The sequence below is a fragment of the Rhizobium sp. No.120 genome (assembly GCF_054558365.1).
Genome location: NZ_BAAJNQ010000008.1, coordinates 133,024 through 148,053 on the forward strand (window position 1 = coordinate 133,024; position 15,030 = coordinate 148,053).

Consider the following 15,030-nt stretch of genomic DNA (forward strand, 5'->3'; position numbering starts at 1 on the left):
TCCGAAAGGCATCGGAAACGTTTACAGAACGCGATTAGGGAGGAATTACAGATGAAGACGATCAAGGGACCAGGCCTGTTTCTCGGCCAGTTCGCCGGCGATGCGGCGCCATTCAACTCGTGGGATTCGATCACGAAATGGGCTGCCGATGCCGGCTATATCGGCGTGCAGGTTCCCACCTGGGCAAGCCAGCTCATCGACCTGAAGAAGGCAGCCTCCTCGAAGGATTATTGCGATGAATTTGCCGGTGTCGCCCGCGCCAACGGCGTCGAGGTCACCGAGCTTTCCACCCACCTCCAGGGCCAGCTCGTCGCCGTGCACCCTGCCTATGACGAAGCCTTTGACGGTTTTGCCGCTCCGGAAGTACGGGGCAATCCGAAGGCTCGGCAGGAATGGGCGGTCGAGCAGGTGAAGATGGCGCTGACGGCGTCGAAGCATCTCGGCATCAAGGCGCATGCGACCTTCTCCGGCGCGCTCGCCTGGCCCTTCATCTATCCCTGGCCGCAGCGTCCGGCCGGCCTTGTCGAGACCGCCTTCGAAGAGCTTGCCCGCCGCTGGACTCCGATCCTCAATCACGCCGACGAAAACGGCGTCGACGTCTGCTACGAGATCCATCCGGGCGAAGACCTGCATGACGGCATCACCTTCGAGATGTTCCTGGAGCGCGTGAAGAACCATCCGCGCGCCAACATGCTCTACGATCCCTCGCACTACGTCCTGCAGTGCCTCGACTATCTCGAGAATATCGATATCTACAAGGACCGCATCAAGATGTTTCACGTCAAGGATGCGGAGTTCAATCCGACCGGGCGCCAGGGTGTCTATGGCGGCTATCAGGGCTGGGTCGAGCGTGCCGGCCGCTTCCGTTCCCTTGGCGACGGCCAGGTCGATTTCGGCGCTGTCTTCTCGAAGATGACCGCTAATAATTTCGATGGTTGGGCCGTGGTCGAATGGGAATGCGCGCTGAAGCATCCCGAAGACGGTGCCCGCGAAGGCTCCGAATTCGTCAAGGCGCATATCATCCGCGTCACGGAAAAGGCTTTCGACGATTTTGCCGGCAGCGGTACGGACCAGGCGGCGAACCGGCGCATGCTGGGGCTGTAATCCCGATCCTTCGCCCCGCAGATGCGGGTAGAAGGTGGACTCGAACGATTGAGCGGAGCGAAATCGTTTGAGGACGGATGAGGGGCCTTCTCGATATTTCCGCCAATTCAGAGCTTGCAGAAGGCTCGGCCCCTCACCCTAGCCCTCTCCTCGCAGGCGGGGAGAGGGGACGATTGCGGCAAGCGATCGCGTTCATAAAATTCCATTCATTCAGGAGGACAAAATGGCAATCGAAGGATCATCGGAACAGACGCGGGAGCCGCGCATTCGGCTCGGCATGGTGGGCGGCGGCGCCGGCGCATTCATCGGCGCGGTGCATCGCATTGCCGCGCGCATTGACGACCAGTTCGATCTCGTCGCCGGCGCGCTCTCGTCTTCGCCGGAAAAGGCCGTGGCATCCGGCCGCGATCTTGGTCTCGATCCCTCGCGCACCTATTCCAGCTATCGCGACATGGCGATCCGCGAAGCCAAGCTGAAGAACGGCATCGAAGCAGTCTCGATCGTCACGCCGAACCATGTCCATTATGACGCCGCCAAGGAATTCCTGCGCCGCGGCATCCATGTCATCTGCGACAAGCCGCTGACCTCCAATCTTGCCGATGCCAAGAAGCTGAAGAAGGTGGCCGATGAAAGCGGCGCGCTCTTCATCCTTACGCATAATTACACCGGCTATCCGATGATCCGCCAGGCGCGCGAGATGATCGCCAATGGCGAGCTTGGTGATATCCGCGTTGTGCAGGCGGAATATCCGCAGGATTGGCTGACCGAAAATATCGAGCAGTCCGGCCAGAAGCAGGCGGCCTGGCGTACCGACCCGGCCCAGTCGGGCGTCGGCGGCTCCACCGGCGATATCGGCACGCATGCCTATAATCTCGCGTCCTTCGTGACCGGCCTCGAGCTCGACAGCCTTGCTGCCGATCTCGACAGCTTCGTTGAAGGTCGCCGTCTGGATGATAACGGCCATGTGCTGCTGCGCTTCAAGGCGAAGGGCAAGGAAAAGCCGGCAAAGGGCATGCTGTGGTGCAGCCAGGTGGCGCCAGGTCATGAGAATGGCCTGAAGCTCCGCGTCTATGGCACAAAGGGCGGCATCGAGTGGACGCAGGCCGATCCGAACTATCTGTGGTATACGCCGTTTGGCGAGCCGAAGCGGCTGATCACCCGCAACGGTGCCGGCTCGGGTGCCGCAGCGGCACGCGTCTCGCGCATCCCGTCCGGTCATCCGGAAGGCTATCTGGAAGCTTTCGCCACGATCTATACCGAGGCTGCGCGTGCCATCAACGCCCGCAAGAAGGGTGTGGCCGTCGATCCCGCCGTGATCTACCCGACTGTCGATGACGGCGTGAGGGGCGTGGCTTTCGTCGAGGCTTGCGTTGCGTCCTCGAAGCGCAATGGCGCCTGGGTTAAGCTCTAGGTTTGACGGAGATTCGAGGCGGTTTTGCCGCCTCGAATCTGCTCATTCAGGCAGTAGCTTGCTGCTCGCGCTTCGTCAGTGCATCCACGCTCAACGGACCACCGCCGGCGGCGATGAGAAACAGGAAGATGAAGCAGAAGAGGATGGCGGCCGTTCCGCCATTCTGAGCGGGATAGAAGCTCTGCGGCGCGTGGCGCAGGAAATAGGCGACGGCCATCAAGCCTGACAGAATGAACGAAGCAATCCGCGTCTGGAAACCGATGAGCACTAGGAAGCCAAGCGTCAGCTCCAGCAGGCCTGCGATCCAGGGCAGCGATCCGACAGCTGGCACGTTTTCAGCTGCCGGGAAATGCAGCACCTTCTGCGTTCCATAGCTGAAGAGCACGAGCGAGGCGACGATGCGCAGCAGGCTCAGAAGATGAGGATGGAGGGCGTGGATCGCAGGAAGCATTTGTGTCCTTTCATTGTCAAGTTTGAATGCTACCCTCAATTGATCTCAAGCTGAAAGACAAGTCACGACTGTTGACATTGCTGTTATCCAGTCGTGCGAAAAGTATTGCCGTCGCCGGCGGAGGCGCACCTTGGTCGCGTTGTTTACCGGCGCCTGCAACGTTGCAGTTTTCCGGCGCCGGCACTGTACTTTGCCAACCGGGTTGGCTAAACCGCAGCCAACGAAGCCAAAACAGACGGGATTTTCACCATGATCGATCCGAAGCTTCTTGCCGATCGCTTCCCCGGCGATTTCACATTCGGTGTGGCGACGGCTGCCTTCCAAATCGAAGGTGCCACCAAGGCGGACGGCCGCAAGCCATCCATATGGGATGCTTTCGCCAACATGCCGGGCCGCGTTTATCAGCGCAATAATGGCGACGTCGCCTGCGACCATTATAACCGTCTTGAGCAAGATCTCGATCTCATCAAGGAAATGGGCGTTGAGGCCTATCGCTTCTCGATCGCCTGGCCGCGCATCATCCCTGAAGGCACCGGCCCGGTGAACGAAGCCGGTCTCGATTTCTACGATCGCCTGGTCGACGGATGTAAGGCACGAGGGATCAAGACCTTTGCGACCCTCTATCATTGGGATCTGCCGCTGGCGCTCGCCGGCGATGGCGGCTGGACGGCGCGCTCGACAGCGCATGCCTTCCAACGCTACGCCAAGACTGTCATGGGCCGTCTCGGTGACCGTCTGGACTCGGTTGCCACCTTCAACGAGCCCTGGTGCATCGTCTGGCTGAGCCACCTCTATGGCGTCCATGCGCCCGGCGAGCGCAACATGCAGGCGGCGCTCTATGCCATGCATTATATGAACCTTGCGCATGGCCTTGGCGTCGAGGCGATCCGCTCCGTCGCGCCGAAGGTGCCGGTCGGTATCGTGCTCAATGCCGCTTCGATCCTGCCGGGCTCGGATCGCCCGGAAGATGCCGCCGCTGTCGAACGCGCGCATCAGTTCCACAACGGCGCCTTCTTCGATCCGATCTTCAAGGGCGAGTATCCGAAGGAATTCGTCGAGGCGCTGGGCGATCGCATGCCTGTCATCGAGGACGGCGATTTGAAGACCATTAATCAGAAGCTCGATTGGTGGGGTCTGAACTATTACATGCCGATGCGCGTCCACGATGACGCCTCCAAGAGCGGCGATTTCCCCTGGACGAAGGAAGCGCCGCCGGTCAGCGACGTAAGGACGGATATAGGCTGGGAGGTTTATTCGCCCGGCTTGAAGCATGTCGTCGAGGACCTCAACAAGCGCTACGACCTGCCGGAGTGCTACATCACCGAAAACGGCGCCTGCTACAACATGGGCGTGGTCAATGGCGAGGTCGATGACCAGCCGCGTCTCGATTATTATATCGAGCATCTCGGTGTCGTCGCCGATCTCATCAAGGACGGCTATCCGATGCGCGGTTATTTCGCCTGGAGCCTGATGGACAATTTCGAATGGGCTGAGGGCTACCGTATGCGGTTCGGCCTCGTCCATGTCGATTACGAGACACAGGTGCGCACGATCAAGAAGAGCGGCAAGTGGTATAAGGAGCTTGCCTCGCAGTTTCCGAAGGGCAACCACAAAGCGGTCTGACGCGGTTCGGCCCTTGAGGGGGAGATGTCTGTCGCTCGAATCGGCCAGGCTTGCTAGACATCGCGCATGACCCGACGGCCAATTTCTCTTTATGCACTTTGCGGCAGCCAGCGGCGGGCTTCGGCCAGTCGCAGGCTGCTGGAGGCGCTGCAGCTCGCCTGCCCGGAGGGCATCACTATTGCGATTTGCGATCTGATCGGAGATCTGCCGATCTTCAACCCGGACAATGAGGGCGAGCGAACACCAGCCATCGTCGAGCGATTTGCTGCTGAGATCCGTAAGGCAGACGGTTTGATCGTAGCTTGTCCGGAATATGCCCATGGCATACCCGGGGGCTTCAAGAATGCGCTGGACTGGCTGGTATCGCGTGACGAGGTGCCGTTCAAGCCGCTGATGTTTGCTCACGCGTCGCATCGCGGCGATCTCGTATTGGCACTGCTGGCCGATGTCCTGCAGACCATGTCCCTGCGCGTCATTGAAGATGCTTTCTTGCGTCTTCCGGTTGCGGGCAGGAGCGATGAAATGCAGGCTGCGATGCTGCTGGAGGCGCGTGAAAGCGGTATTTTCTCCGCAAGTCTCAGCCGTTTCGCGCGCGCGATTGCCACTAAGGGATGAATTCTTTCGGCTTCGGCGGATATACAACTCTTTCCTGTAGGAATCTCCAATTCGCCTTAACCGTTTATTGAAGACCTGACGGCAGACTTGTTCGCAAGGAGAAAAGGCGTTGGGAGCAGCTTTCAGATCATTGCACGAAAATACACAGATCGGTCGTCATTCCATCGTGACGGCCGTTTTGCTTTGCTTTGCATTGATCGTTGCCGTCGTGACCCTGATGGTTCTTACCGCGATCGGGCGGGTTGCGGAATACTCCAACAAGCTCGATGACGAGCGCTCCTGGGAAACGACCGTCGGTGCACTCAAGACCTTTCAGGGACAGCTGGAAGCGACGCTGCACGACCATTCCGCGCGCAATGATGCGGCGCGAAGCGTCTATGAGACCGATAATCAAAATTGGATCGTCGGCAATTATGGCGACATTTCCTCCAACGGTGCGCTGTTCGATACCGCCGTCATCGTCGACGACAACAACAAACCGATCGTCGCTTATCACGATGGTCAACCATTGACCGGCAACGTCGAGGAGGTTCTTGGCAGCGCAGTCTGGGCGCTTGTCGATCAGGCGCGCACAACGCGTGTGACGGGGGTGCCGGAAGCTGCCGGCTATATCATGACCAGGGACGGTATCGCCGCTGCCGGGGCTGCAACGATCCGCGAAAGATCCGGTCGCATTCCGGTGCCAGAAGGTCATCGGCGCTATTTGATCCTCGTCCGCTACCTTGACGCCGGCCGGATCAAGATGCTCTCCAATACCTACGTTATCAGCGGCTTGACGCTGGTGCCGCCGGATACCGTCGTCCGATACGCCGTCTCCATCGTCGACCCCCTTGGCAAGTCGCTGGGGCGGCTCGTGTGGAACTCACGCCAGCCGGGGGATATGAGCTATCAGCAGGTCCGCCCGCTGGTTCTCGGAGCCCTCGGTCTCGTAGGCCTGTTCTTCATTGTGCTTCTGATGTTGGGATCGATGGCGGGACGCCGGCTGCGAGCGGAAGAGGTTCTGGCGCGCCAGGTTTCTCTTCGAGACCGGCTGAGCGGGCTCCTCAACCGCGAGGGATTGCGGCTCGATGTGGATCGCCTGGTCGAGCGAGCGCGCTCCGATGGCACCAACGTCCTGCTTCTCTATCTCGATCTCGATGGCTTCAAGGAAATCAACGATGCCTATGGGCATGGTACTGGCGATCAGCTCATCCGCGCGGTAGCCGCCGGACTCAAGGTTCTCGTGCCACCACAGGCAGCCTTGGCGCGCCTTGGAGGCGATGAGTTCGCCATCGCCTTCCCGACGAAGGAACTCAATGACGCCCCGGCTTTGCACCTGGCGGAGCAGATCCTGGATTTCCTTGCCGAACCGCTGGAAATCGGCCGTCGCGTGGTCGTCGTCGGCGCCAGTATTGGCATCGCAAGCTCGCCTGAGGGCCGCATCGATCGCGAGGAACTGGTGCGACGCGCCGATCTTGCCATGTATAAGGCCAAGGAAGCCGGTCGCGCCCGCATGACCTGCTACGAGACGGCCATGGATGCTCATCGCGAGGAACGCAATGCGCTGGAGCTCGATCTGCGTCGCGCGATCGAGATGGAGGAACTGACGCTCGCCTACCAGCCGCTGGTTGATGCATCGAGCTGCGAGATGATCGGCGTCGAGGCGCTGGTGCGGTGGAACCGCCCCGGCCATGGGCCTATTTCGCCGGAGGCTTTCATTCCGATTGCCGAAACCAGCGGCTTGATCGAGGCATTGGGCCTGCTTGTCCTGCGCAAGGCCTGCGAGGCGGCAAGGCACTGGCCGGATCTGCGTGTTGCCGTCAATGTTTCGCCGGGCCAGTTCCGCAATCCCGCCTTCGCCGATTATGTCCGCAGCGTGCTCAACAGTACCGAAATCGAAGCCGAGCGGGTGACGCTCGAAATCACCGAAGGCTATATCATTCAAAATCCGGAGCGTACACGTCAGTCGATCGAGCGGTTGAAGAGGCTCGGCGTCAAGGTGGCGCTCGACGATTTCGGCTCCGGTTTCTCCTCCATCGGTTACCTGCGCCAGTTCGGGTTCGACCGCATCAAGATCGATCGCTCCCTGACGATGAATGTGCTGGAAGACAACCGCGCCCGCGAGATGGTGAAGGCCACCGTGGCACTCGCCCGATCACTCGACATTCCCGTCACGGCCGAGGGTATCGAGACGGAAGAGCAGGGCAGGGCGCTGGAGGGCTTCGGTTGCGACGAGCTGCAGGGCTATTTCTATGGTAAGCCGATGCCGGAAGCCGAAATCAGCAAACGCCTCGCCGTGCAGATAGCCGCCGCAGTGGACGAAGAACACGCCGCTGCCTGATACGGCTAACGCGCTCGCGCATTCCCGACGCAAGGGCCGGAGTGCAGTTCTTCCGAAAATGTCTTTAGCCGATATGCTCGTGACCACGCTTGCGGGCGAGCGCGATCTGCCGCTGCCTTTCGCGGTAACGTTCGCGGTCTTCTTCAGTGCGTTCGTGGTAGCAGTGGCTGCAGGAAACGCCGGCCTCGTAAAAGGGTGAGGTCACTTCCTCTGATGTAATGGGATTGCGGCAGGCGTGGCAGAGCTTGTGATTGCCTTCCTTCAGGCCGTGTTCGACAGAGACACGCTCGTCGAAGACGAAGCAGGCGCCTTCCCACAGGCTCTCTTCCGGCGGCACTTCCTCGAGATATTTCAGAATGCCGCCCTTGAGATGATAGACCTCGTCGAAGCCTTGCTGCTTCATGAAGGCGGTTGCCTTTTCGCAGCGGATGCCGCCGGTGCAATACATGGCGATCTTCGGCTTGTTGTGCAGGCCGGTATTGTCGCGCACCCAGTCGGGAAATTCACGAAAGGTCTTGGTCTTCGGGTCGACTGCGCCCTTGAAGACGCCGATGGCGGTCTCGTAGTCGTTGCGGGTGTCGATGACGATGGTATCGGGATCGGAGATCAGCGCGTTCCAGTCCTTCGGCGCGACATAGGTCCCGACGACCTTGGTCGGATCGATGTCCTCGACACCCATGGTGACGATCTCTTTCTTGAGCTTCACCTTCATGCGCACGAACGGCATTTTCGAGGCGCGGCTTTCCTTATGCTCAAGGCCGGCGAATTCCGGTTGGGCGCGCAGAAAAGCGAGTATGGTGCCGATAGCGGCATCCGTACCGGCAATCGTGCCGTTGAGCCCTTCATGCGCGAGCAGCAACGTGCCCTTCACTCCATTTTTCTCGCAAAGCGCAAGCAGAGGCTCGCGCAGGCTTTCGAAGCGCGGAAAGGAAACGAAATGATAGAGCGCGGCAACGAGGAATGCGCCGGTCGCGTCGCGCCGTGGATCTGAAAGCATGTCGGTCATGCCGGTGAAATACAATTTTGCGGGCTTTCAGGCAATCGGGATTCGTATTTTGAAACCATGCGGCGGGCAGCCTCCATCTTTCGAGGCATAGCCAGGCAGAGCCACCCCCGTCCCTCGACGCGCTCAGACGAGAGCGGAGTGGCCTTTGAGCTTCAGATAATGTCTGCAGTGATGGGCGGGGCGCTGGTGAAGGCCCTCACGCTGAGGCGCGCAGGCCGTCAGGCCGAAACCCCGAAGCGCAAGGGCGAGTGAGGGGGACTCGTCAGCCTCAGTCTCCCGCCTCCAGCCAGAGGCGCTTGATCGTTCGCGCCTCGTTCTCCGGCTTGTCGGCGAAGACCCAGCGCGCCCGGCTCAGCGCCTCCTCGCGGGCGGTCTGCTGTCTGGAAATGATCGCCTCCAGCAAACGAGCGTGATCGTCGCTCCTGTCGAAGAGATGCGGTTCGCGATCCGCGACATTGGCCAGTATCGACATGTCGAGATAGCGGCCGAGCACGTCGACCAAAGCTTTGGCCTCCAGCTGCTTAGCATGCATGGCGGCCGGCCAGATATCGCGCAGCAGCATGTGATGCATCCAGTAATCCTGGCTGCGCTTGCGCAGATCGTGAAAGTTTTCGGTATGGGCCGATTCCGAATGGCATTCAGAAAGCGCTTCCATCGCCTTGCGGACGTTCGTGCGCCAGCCCTTTTGAAAAAGGCGGGCCGTATCGCGGCGTCCACGGCCGAAGGAGGCGTCCTTCAGCGCTTCGCGTGCCTCCGCACATGTCGCGATTGCTGCCTGTGCCTTGCTTTCGAGGTCGGTCTCCGCCTCAGCCATGCGGTCGCGTCTCGCGGTCAGCAGATCGTTCACGCGCGCCAGCGCATGCAATTCTTCCGCGGATGTGGCGGTCGCCTGCAGATAGTGGCTGACCTCGATCAGCGCGGTTGCCTCACGGACGCCGGAAAGCGTGCGTGCCATGTCCCGCAGCCGGCCGTTCTCCCGCTTTTGAAATTCACGTGCGATCGGCGCTATCAATCGGTAGAGGGCTCGCACACGCTTGATGTTTTTGCGGACGTTGTGAACCGCTTCGTGCAGGCCTTTAGGCCTATCGGTCAATTCGGCTATCGCCTTGCCGAGTTGGTGCACGGCGGCTTTGTGCACCTCGTCGTCAAGAGCCCGGTCAGGCCGTATGCGATAGCTCATCGTATTCCTGCTCGAACTGCGTCGCGAGGGCTTGGTTGGAATAGCGGTATTCGCCGGTTACTTCGCGTCCGATCCAGTCCGGCAGTTCCGGATTGTCGCTTTCGTTATCCATTTCCACTTCAGCGATCACTAGGCCGCGATGGGCGCCGTGGAAGACATCCACTTCCCAGGTGAAGCCCTTGAAAGGAACCTTGTGGCGAGCCTTCTCGATGACGAGGCCGATCGCCGTTTCCAGAAGCTCCTCTGCTTCATCGAGCGGGATCTCGTATTCGAATTCGTCCCTGGTCATCGCCTTGCCGATCTTGATGGTCAAGGTCGCCTTCATGTCGTTCGTCAGCCGTATACGGACGGAACGGTCCGCCATGGAGGCAATATATCCCTGTCGCAGGATCAGCTTCTCGGAAACGAGATTACGCCAATGATCGCCGCGCACCAGAAACTTTCGCTCGATCTCTTTTGCCATGCGTTTGACATGCTCCACCGGCACAGATGACATTAGACTATAGTATGTCAGGACGAATTCCTACCCGTCGTATCGAAAGCGTGCTTTTGTCTCGACAAGCACCTTTGGGAGGGGTATTCGAAAACCGGATTTCAATCGTTTTAAGGAAGTATGCCGATCATGGGCGAGAAAACCGAGAAGCTTCTTTCCATCCTGAAACTGCAGCCCGTCGTTCCCGTGCTGATCGTCGACGATGCGAAATCGGCCGTGCCGCTTGCCCGGGCGCTCGTTGCGGGTGGCCTGAAAGCCATCGAGATCACGCTTCGCACTGCCGGCGCGCTCGATGCGATCCGCGCTGTCGCCGAGGAGGTCGAGGGTGCCGAAGTCGGCGCCGGCACGATCCTCAATGTCAGCCAGTGGGACGCAGCCGTCGAAGCCGGCTCCAAGTTCATCGTCAGCCCCGGCACGACGCAGGAGCTGCTCGATGCCGCGCGCGGTTCGCATGTGCCGCTGCTGCCGGGTGCCGCTACCGCAAGCGAAGTCATGGCGCTGCGCGAAGAGGGCTATACGGTGCTCAAGTTCTTCCCCGCCGAGCAGGCCGGCGGTGCCTCGTATCTCAAGGCCCTGTCGTCGCCGCTCGCGGGCACGGTCTTTTGCCCGACTGGCGGCATTTCGCTGAAGAACGCCCATGACTATCTGTCGTTGCCGAACGTCATCTGCGTCGGCGGCTCCTGGGTTGCGCCGAAGGAACTGGTTGCATCAGGTGACTGGGCTGGGATCACCAAGCTCGCCGCAGAGGCAGCCGCGCTCAAGGGCTGAGATCCAAGCCTATCCAATTCGATTTCAAAGGCGCGTGGAGCTTTCCGCGCGCCTTTTTGTATTCTGCGGATTGGTATTTGCGGCTGCGCTTCCTATCTCCCCTTCACCATTACAAGGACGGAGGACCATCCCTATGATCGACGCCCGCAAGCTTCTTGACCAATTCCTGGGATCGCAGGTTCCAGGTGTGCAAGGGACAGTAAAAGATAGGGCCACCCAGGCCATCAATCTTGCCAGGGACAATCCGATGGCGACGAGCGCGATCGCCGGCGTGCTGCTGGGGACGAAAACCGGACGCCAAGTCGCCGGAAATGCGCTGGCGCTCGGCGGTCTCGCAGCCATCGCAGGCCTCGGCTATCAGGCCTATAAGAATTATCGCGACGGCAACCAGCCGCCGCCGGCACCGCAATCGGCCCCGCAGGCCGAGCCGCAGTTCCTGCCGCCGCCGTCAGATTCCGGTTTCAGCACGTCGCCGGCAGTTGCCAGCAATGATTTTACGCTATCGCTGGTGCGGGCCATGATCGCCGCTGCCCGTGCCGACGGCCATATCGACGATGCGGAGCGTCAGCGCATTCTCGACAAGGTGCAGGAGGCCGGTGTCGGGTCCGAGGTGGAAGCCTTCTTCCAGCGTGAACTTGCCAATCCCGTCGATCTCGATGCCATCGTCGCCTCGGCGAAGACGGAGGAACAGCGCGTGCAGGTCTATACTGCGTCACGGCTGGCGATCGAACCGGATTCGCGGGCCGAGCGCGGCTATCTCGATCTCTTGGCCGGGCGGCTTGGCCTGGCCGATGCTCTGGTCGATCATATCGAAGCGACTGTTGCCGGCGCCAAAGTTCAGCTCTGAGAGATAGGCCGGTTGCCTTTCCCGGGCAGCTGGCCTAAGCCTTCGCCGGAACTCATGTCAGGGCGTCAGGGATGGCTACATTGACGGACAAGAAAAGCGAAACCCGTTCGGCCGCAATCGCAGCCGGCGTTATTCTGTTGGTCGCGACAGCCGTGCTTTACCTGATGCCGAATGTCATCGTCTGGCTTGGCTCGATCTCGCCATGGCTCGGCACCGGCTTCGGTGTGCTGGTCATTCTGGCGTTTTTCTTCGTGTTCTGGCTTCGGGCGCGTCATCAGCGACGCAATCAACCATAAACTCCAAAGCAAGCTTTCCCGAATTCTTCCGGAAACCGCTCAGTTCTGCAGCGAGGCGCCGAGGAGGATGACGCCTGTGCAGATGACGAGCAGCGCGCCGAGGATCTCGATGCCATTGCTGACCCAAACTGAAAGTCTCGAGCCCTTGCCGGTGAAACGCACGGCGGTGCCTTTCGCGAAGACCGCGATGATGGCAAGCAGCGAGACGGTGAGCGCCGTGCCGATCGACATGGCAAGGACCGACAACAGGCCGCCGAGATAGAGCCCGTTCAGCATCGAAAAGGTCATGACAAGCAGCGCGCCCGAGCAGGGTCGCAGGCCGACGGCGGCAATGGCGGACCAAGCCTCGCGGACACTGAATTTTTCGTTCGACAGCATCTTCGGATCGGGAAGATGGGCGTGGCCGCACGTCTCGCAATAGGCGCCGTCGCCGCTAGTATGGGCTGGATCGTAGCATTGATAGCCGCCAGCGGCGGGCATAGCGGCGCTGCTGCGCGCAAAACCTCTCGCCGAATCCGTGCCCGTCGCGGCTCCCTCGAACAGCGAAAGGCTGATTGGCCCGGCTGATGTCGCAAGCTGCATTTCCTGATGCTGCGCCCGGCTCTGCATCATCGCCCGCAGCTTGCGGAACAGGAGCCAGCTGCCGAACAGGATGACCATGACGAAGCTGGTGATCTCCATGGCGTTGGTGGCCATCGTCATGGTGATGCCGGACCCGCGCAGGACGAAATAGGCGGCGCCGACGACAAGGACGGCGACAAGGCCCTGAATGAGTGCGGAGACGAAGGAAATGCCGATGCCGCGCTTCAGCTCGATCTCATTGGCGACCATGTAGGAGGAAATCACAGCCTTGCCGTGGCCGGGGCCGGCGGCATGGAATATGCCATAGGCGAAGGAGAGGCCGATCAGCGTCCAGAGCTGCCAGGGATCCTGGCGCATGGCCTCAATGGACTTGGTGAGCGCACGGTAGAAAGCCTGCTGCTCGTAATTCACATAGAGAAAGATCGGCGCCAGCGGCCCGCCCATCGGCTGGAAGCTCGGCTCGGCCGTGCCGATGCCAAGCGGCGAGCCGGCAGCATGGGCGAGACCGGCTGCCGCCAGAAGGGCGAGCGCAACGGCAGGTGCGAGCTTCCCTATTCTCGAAATCAGCATTGGACGTCTATCCGCGTTGCGAAGAGTTTCGACATCGTCGTTCCCGTCGGATCATTGTAGAAGGCATCCGTCAGGGTCGACTTGTTTTCGGCGATGACTTCATCCGGATTCGGGCGCACGACCTTCGATGTGCAGCTTTTGAAGGCTTCCCCTTCGGTCATCAGCTCCTTGTCGCTCGGGAAATCGATCGAGGTGTATAGCGTAGGGTCATAGATGCCGAAGCTGAGCTTGTTGCCCTTCGCCAGCGGCATCGGCTCGGCCGGCTTGACGGCGAAGAACATCAGGAGCTGGCCGTCGCGATAATCGACATTGATGACGTCGGGCTTCTCGACCTTGATCGCTTTGCCATTGAGCGTCAGGTTCGCATAATAATCGTAGTCAGCCAGAGACTCGCGCACCGTCTTGCCGACTTCCTTCAACTCGTCCGGATCGAGCTTCAGATTGGTGTTCTTGTCGAAATCCATAAGGACGGAGGAAGAGAACACTTCGTCGAAGCGCCAGACGTTGCGCAGTTCCTGCACATTGCTGTCCGGGCCGGCCAACACTTCCAGACGTGCTTCGACGAAAATATGCGGATGCGCCGATGCTGAGGCCGGCATGATCAACAGGCCGCCGGTCAGGGCAACAGCGTAGGCGGTCGTGGATTTTCTCATGCGTCCGATGTATTTCGCGAGCATTGATTCACTTCGTTTTCTGGTCAGGAAATGAGACGGAATTGGGACCGGCAGGCCAACCTCGGCCGTTCAGCCGTTCTTGCGGAACCAGTTGTGCAGGTAGTCCACAAAAATGCGCACCTTGGCGGGGAGATAGCGGCGATGCGGATAGACGGCATAGATGCCGCGGTCCGTCGGCAGGTAGTCGTTGAATAGCGTCAGCAGCCGTCCGCTTTCGATTTCCTTGCGGCCGATGAAGTCCGGGACGATGGCAACGCCAAGATCGGCGAGCGCCGCACGCAGCGTGGCATGCGGGCTGTTGACCTCAAGCGTGCCGTTGATGGCCACGTTGAAGGTCGTGCTGTCGGCATCGACGAAGCGAATGGTGCCTTGCGAGCGGGTGTTGGTGTCGATGATGAAGGGAATGCGCGCAAGGTCAGTCGGATGTTCCAGCGTCGGATAGCGATCGAGGAACTCTTGTGTCGCGCAGAGATGGATGCGGAAATCGGAAATCTTGCGGGCAATCATGCCGGAGTCTTCGAGCTTGGTGATGCGCACGGCGACATCGAAGCCTTCCTCAATCAAGTCCACGAAGCGGTCGTCGGCGGCGATTTCCAGTGCAAGATCGGGATTTTCCTTGGCGAAGTCGATCAACGACTGCCCGACATCGGCATCCACGAAGGTGCGCGGCACGGAAACGCGCAGCCGGCCTTTCAGCTGCTGATTGTTCTCGCGCACTAGGTCGGCAAGATTATCGATCTCCTTCAGGATATCGGAGGCAGTGCGATAATAGGTATGACCGGCCTCCGTCATGGAGAATTGACGCGTGGTGCGGTTCAAGAGCAGCGCGCCGAGCTCGTCCTCCAGTTCGCGGACATATTTCGAAAGAAGCGCCTTGGAGCGGCCGGTCTTGCGGGCGGCCGCGGAAAATCCTTCGGCTTCGACTACGTCGATAAAGGCGCGAATCCGGGTTAAAGTGTCCATGCTGAAGCCTCCCGCTAACTGTTTCTGGATGTTGAACAAAACGTGCCGATTTGTTCAATTATTTTTTTCGGGCACAGCTGAAAAATTTTCTTGATTATTACGGCGAATATTCCTATTTCCCGATCAG

At 60.0% G+C, this 15,030-nt stretch carries 15 protein-coding genes; 8 read left to right on the forward strand and 7 right to left on the reverse strand.

Going from position 1 to position 15,030, the window contains the following annotated elements; translation table 11 throughout:
* Positions 1 to 51 precede the first annotated feature (51 nt).
* Together ACYJRZ_RS21595 and ACYJRZ_RS21600 are read left to right on the forward strand one after the other, a co-directional pair.
* Positions 52 to 1,104 (forward strand): sugar phosphate isomerase/epimerase family protein, encoded by a 1,053-nt coding sequence (locus ACYJRZ_RS21595; protein WP_112343252.1) that lies wholly within the window; start codon positions 52 to 54, stop codon positions 1,102 to 1,104.
* A gap of 223 nt (positions 1,105 to 1,327) precedes the next feature.
* Positions 1,328 to 2,515 (forward strand): Gfo/Idh/MocA family protein, encoded by a 1,188-nt coding sequence (locus ACYJRZ_RS21600; RefSeq protein WP_459462388.1) that lies wholly within the window; start codon positions 1,328 to 1,330, stop codon positions 2,513 to 2,515.
* Between the two features lie 46 nt (positions 2,516 to 2,561).
* Here the strand turns inward: ACYJRZ_RS21600 and ACYJRZ_RS21605 are convergent, their stop codons facing one another.
* The gene (locus ACYJRZ_RS21605; RefSeq protein WP_459462390.1) at positions 2,562 to 2,966 is read right to left on the reverse strand and encodes a DoxX family protein; all 405 of its coding nucleotides are present in this window, start codon (positions 2,964 to 2,966) and stop codon (positions 2,562 to 2,564) included.
* A gap of 249 nt (positions 2,967 to 3,215) precedes the next feature.
* On the opposite strand from ACYJRZ_RS21605, the gene ACYJRZ_RS21610 reads away from it, so the two are divergent.
* The 3 genes from ACYJRZ_RS21610 to ACYJRZ_RS21620 all read left to right on the forward strand — a co-directional run bounded on the left by ACYJRZ_RS21610 (position 3,216) and on the right by ACYJRZ_RS21620 (position 7,524).
* Positions 3,216 to 4,589 carry a GH1 family beta-glucosidase gene (locus tag ACYJRZ_RS21610; RefSeq protein ID WP_459462392.1) on the forward strand — a complete coding sequence of 458 codons (1,374 nt, stop codon included), beginning with the start codon at positions 3,216 to 3,218 and terminating at the stop codon, positions 4,587 to 4,589.
* A 66-nt stretch (positions 4,590 to 4,655) separates the two neighbouring features.
* The gene (locus ACYJRZ_RS21615; RefSeq protein WP_459462394.1) at positions 4,656 to 5,204 is read left to right on the forward strand and encodes an NADPH-dependent FMN reductase; all 549 of its coding nucleotides are present in this window, start codon (positions 4,656 to 4,658) and stop codon (positions 5,202 to 5,204) included.
* Positions 5,205 to 5,313: 109 nt separating this feature from the next.
* Entirely contained in the window at positions 5,314 to 7,524 is a 2,211-nt protein-coding gene (locus ACYJRZ_RS21620; RefSeq protein ID WP_459462396.1) for a putative bifunctional diguanylate cyclase/phosphodiesterase, read from the forward strand.
* 64 nt (positions 7,525 to 7,588) lie between these two features.
* On the opposite strand, the gene trhO is transcribed toward ACYJRZ_RS21620, so the two are convergent.
* From trhO to ACYJRZ_RS21635, 3 genes are all read right to left on the reverse strand, one after another.
* A complete protein-coding gene (trhO, locus tag ACYJRZ_RS21625) occupies positions 7,589 to 8,530 on the reverse strand; it encodes an oxygen-dependent tRNA uridine(34) hydroxylase TrhO (protein WP_459462398.1) in 942 nt (313 codons plus the stop codon).
* A 268-nt stretch (positions 8,531 to 8,798) separates the two neighbouring features.
* Positions 8,799 to 9,710: a CHAD domain-containing protein gene (locus ACYJRZ_RS21630; RefSeq protein ID WP_459462400.1), complete on the reverse strand. Its 912-nt coding sequence runs from the start codon at positions 9,708 to 9,710 to the stop codon at positions 8,799 to 8,801.
* Positions 9,688 to 10,173 (reverse strand): CYTH domain-containing protein, encoded by a 486-nt coding sequence (locus ACYJRZ_RS21635; protein ID WP_459462402.1) that lies wholly within the window; start codon positions 10,171 to 10,173, stop codon positions 9,688 to 9,690. The genes ACYJRZ_RS21630 and ACYJRZ_RS21635 overlap by 23 nt, the downstream gene beginning before the upstream one ends.
* Positions 10,174 to 10,332: 159 nt before the next feature.
* On the opposite strand from ACYJRZ_RS21635, the gene ACYJRZ_RS21640 reads away from it, so the two are divergent.
* The 3 genes from ACYJRZ_RS21640 (at position 10,333) to ACYJRZ_RS21650 (ending at position 12,114) form a co-directional block, all read left to right on the forward strand.
* Positions 10,333 to 10,971 (forward strand): 2-dehydro-3-deoxy-phosphogluconate aldolase, encoded by a 639-nt coding sequence (locus ACYJRZ_RS21640; protein ID WP_015341154.1) that lies wholly within the window; start codon positions 10,333 to 10,335, stop codon positions 10,969 to 10,971.
* 133 nt (positions 10,972 to 11,104) lie between these two features.
* Positions 11,105 to 11,818 carry a tellurite resistance TerB family protein gene (locus ACYJRZ_RS21645; RefSeq protein ID WP_459462404.1) on the forward strand — a complete coding sequence of 238 codons (714 nt, stop codon included), beginning with the start codon at positions 11,105 to 11,107 and terminating at the stop codon, positions 11,816 to 11,818.
* An 80-nt stretch (positions 11,819 to 11,898) separates the two neighbouring features.
* Positions 11,899 to 12,114, forward strand: a complete 216-nt coding sequence (locus tag ACYJRZ_RS21650) for a hypothetical protein (protein ID WP_459462606.1) — start codon at positions 11,899 to 11,901, stop codon at positions 12,112 to 12,114.
* Positions 12,115 to 12,153: 39 nt separating this feature from the next.
* Here ACYJRZ_RS21650 and ACYJRZ_RS21655 read toward each other — a convergent pair whose 3' ends face one another.
* The 3 genes from ACYJRZ_RS21655 to ACYJRZ_RS21665 form a co-directional block, all read right to left on the reverse strand.
* Complete coding sequence (locus ACYJRZ_RS21655; protein WP_459462406.1) at positions 12,154 to 13,266, reverse strand: nickel/cobalt transporter; 1,113 nt, start codon at positions 13,264 to 13,266, stop codon at positions 12,154 to 12,156.
* Positions 13,260 to 13,919, reverse strand: a complete 660-nt coding sequence (locus ACYJRZ_RS21660) for a DUF1007 family protein (RefSeq protein WP_459462408.1) — start codon at positions 13,917 to 13,919, stop codon at positions 13,260 to 13,262. Before ACYJRZ_RS21660 ends, ACYJRZ_RS21655 begins: the two co-directional genes overlap by 7 nt.
* 90 nt (positions 13,920 to 14,009) lie before the next feature.
* The gene (locus ACYJRZ_RS21665) at positions 14,010 to 14,903 is read right to left on the reverse strand and encodes a LysR family transcriptional regulator (protein WP_459462410.1); all 894 of its coding nucleotides are present in this window, start codon (positions 14,901 to 14,903) and stop codon (positions 14,010 to 14,012) included.
* Positions 14,904 to 15,030: the final 127 nt, after the last annotated feature.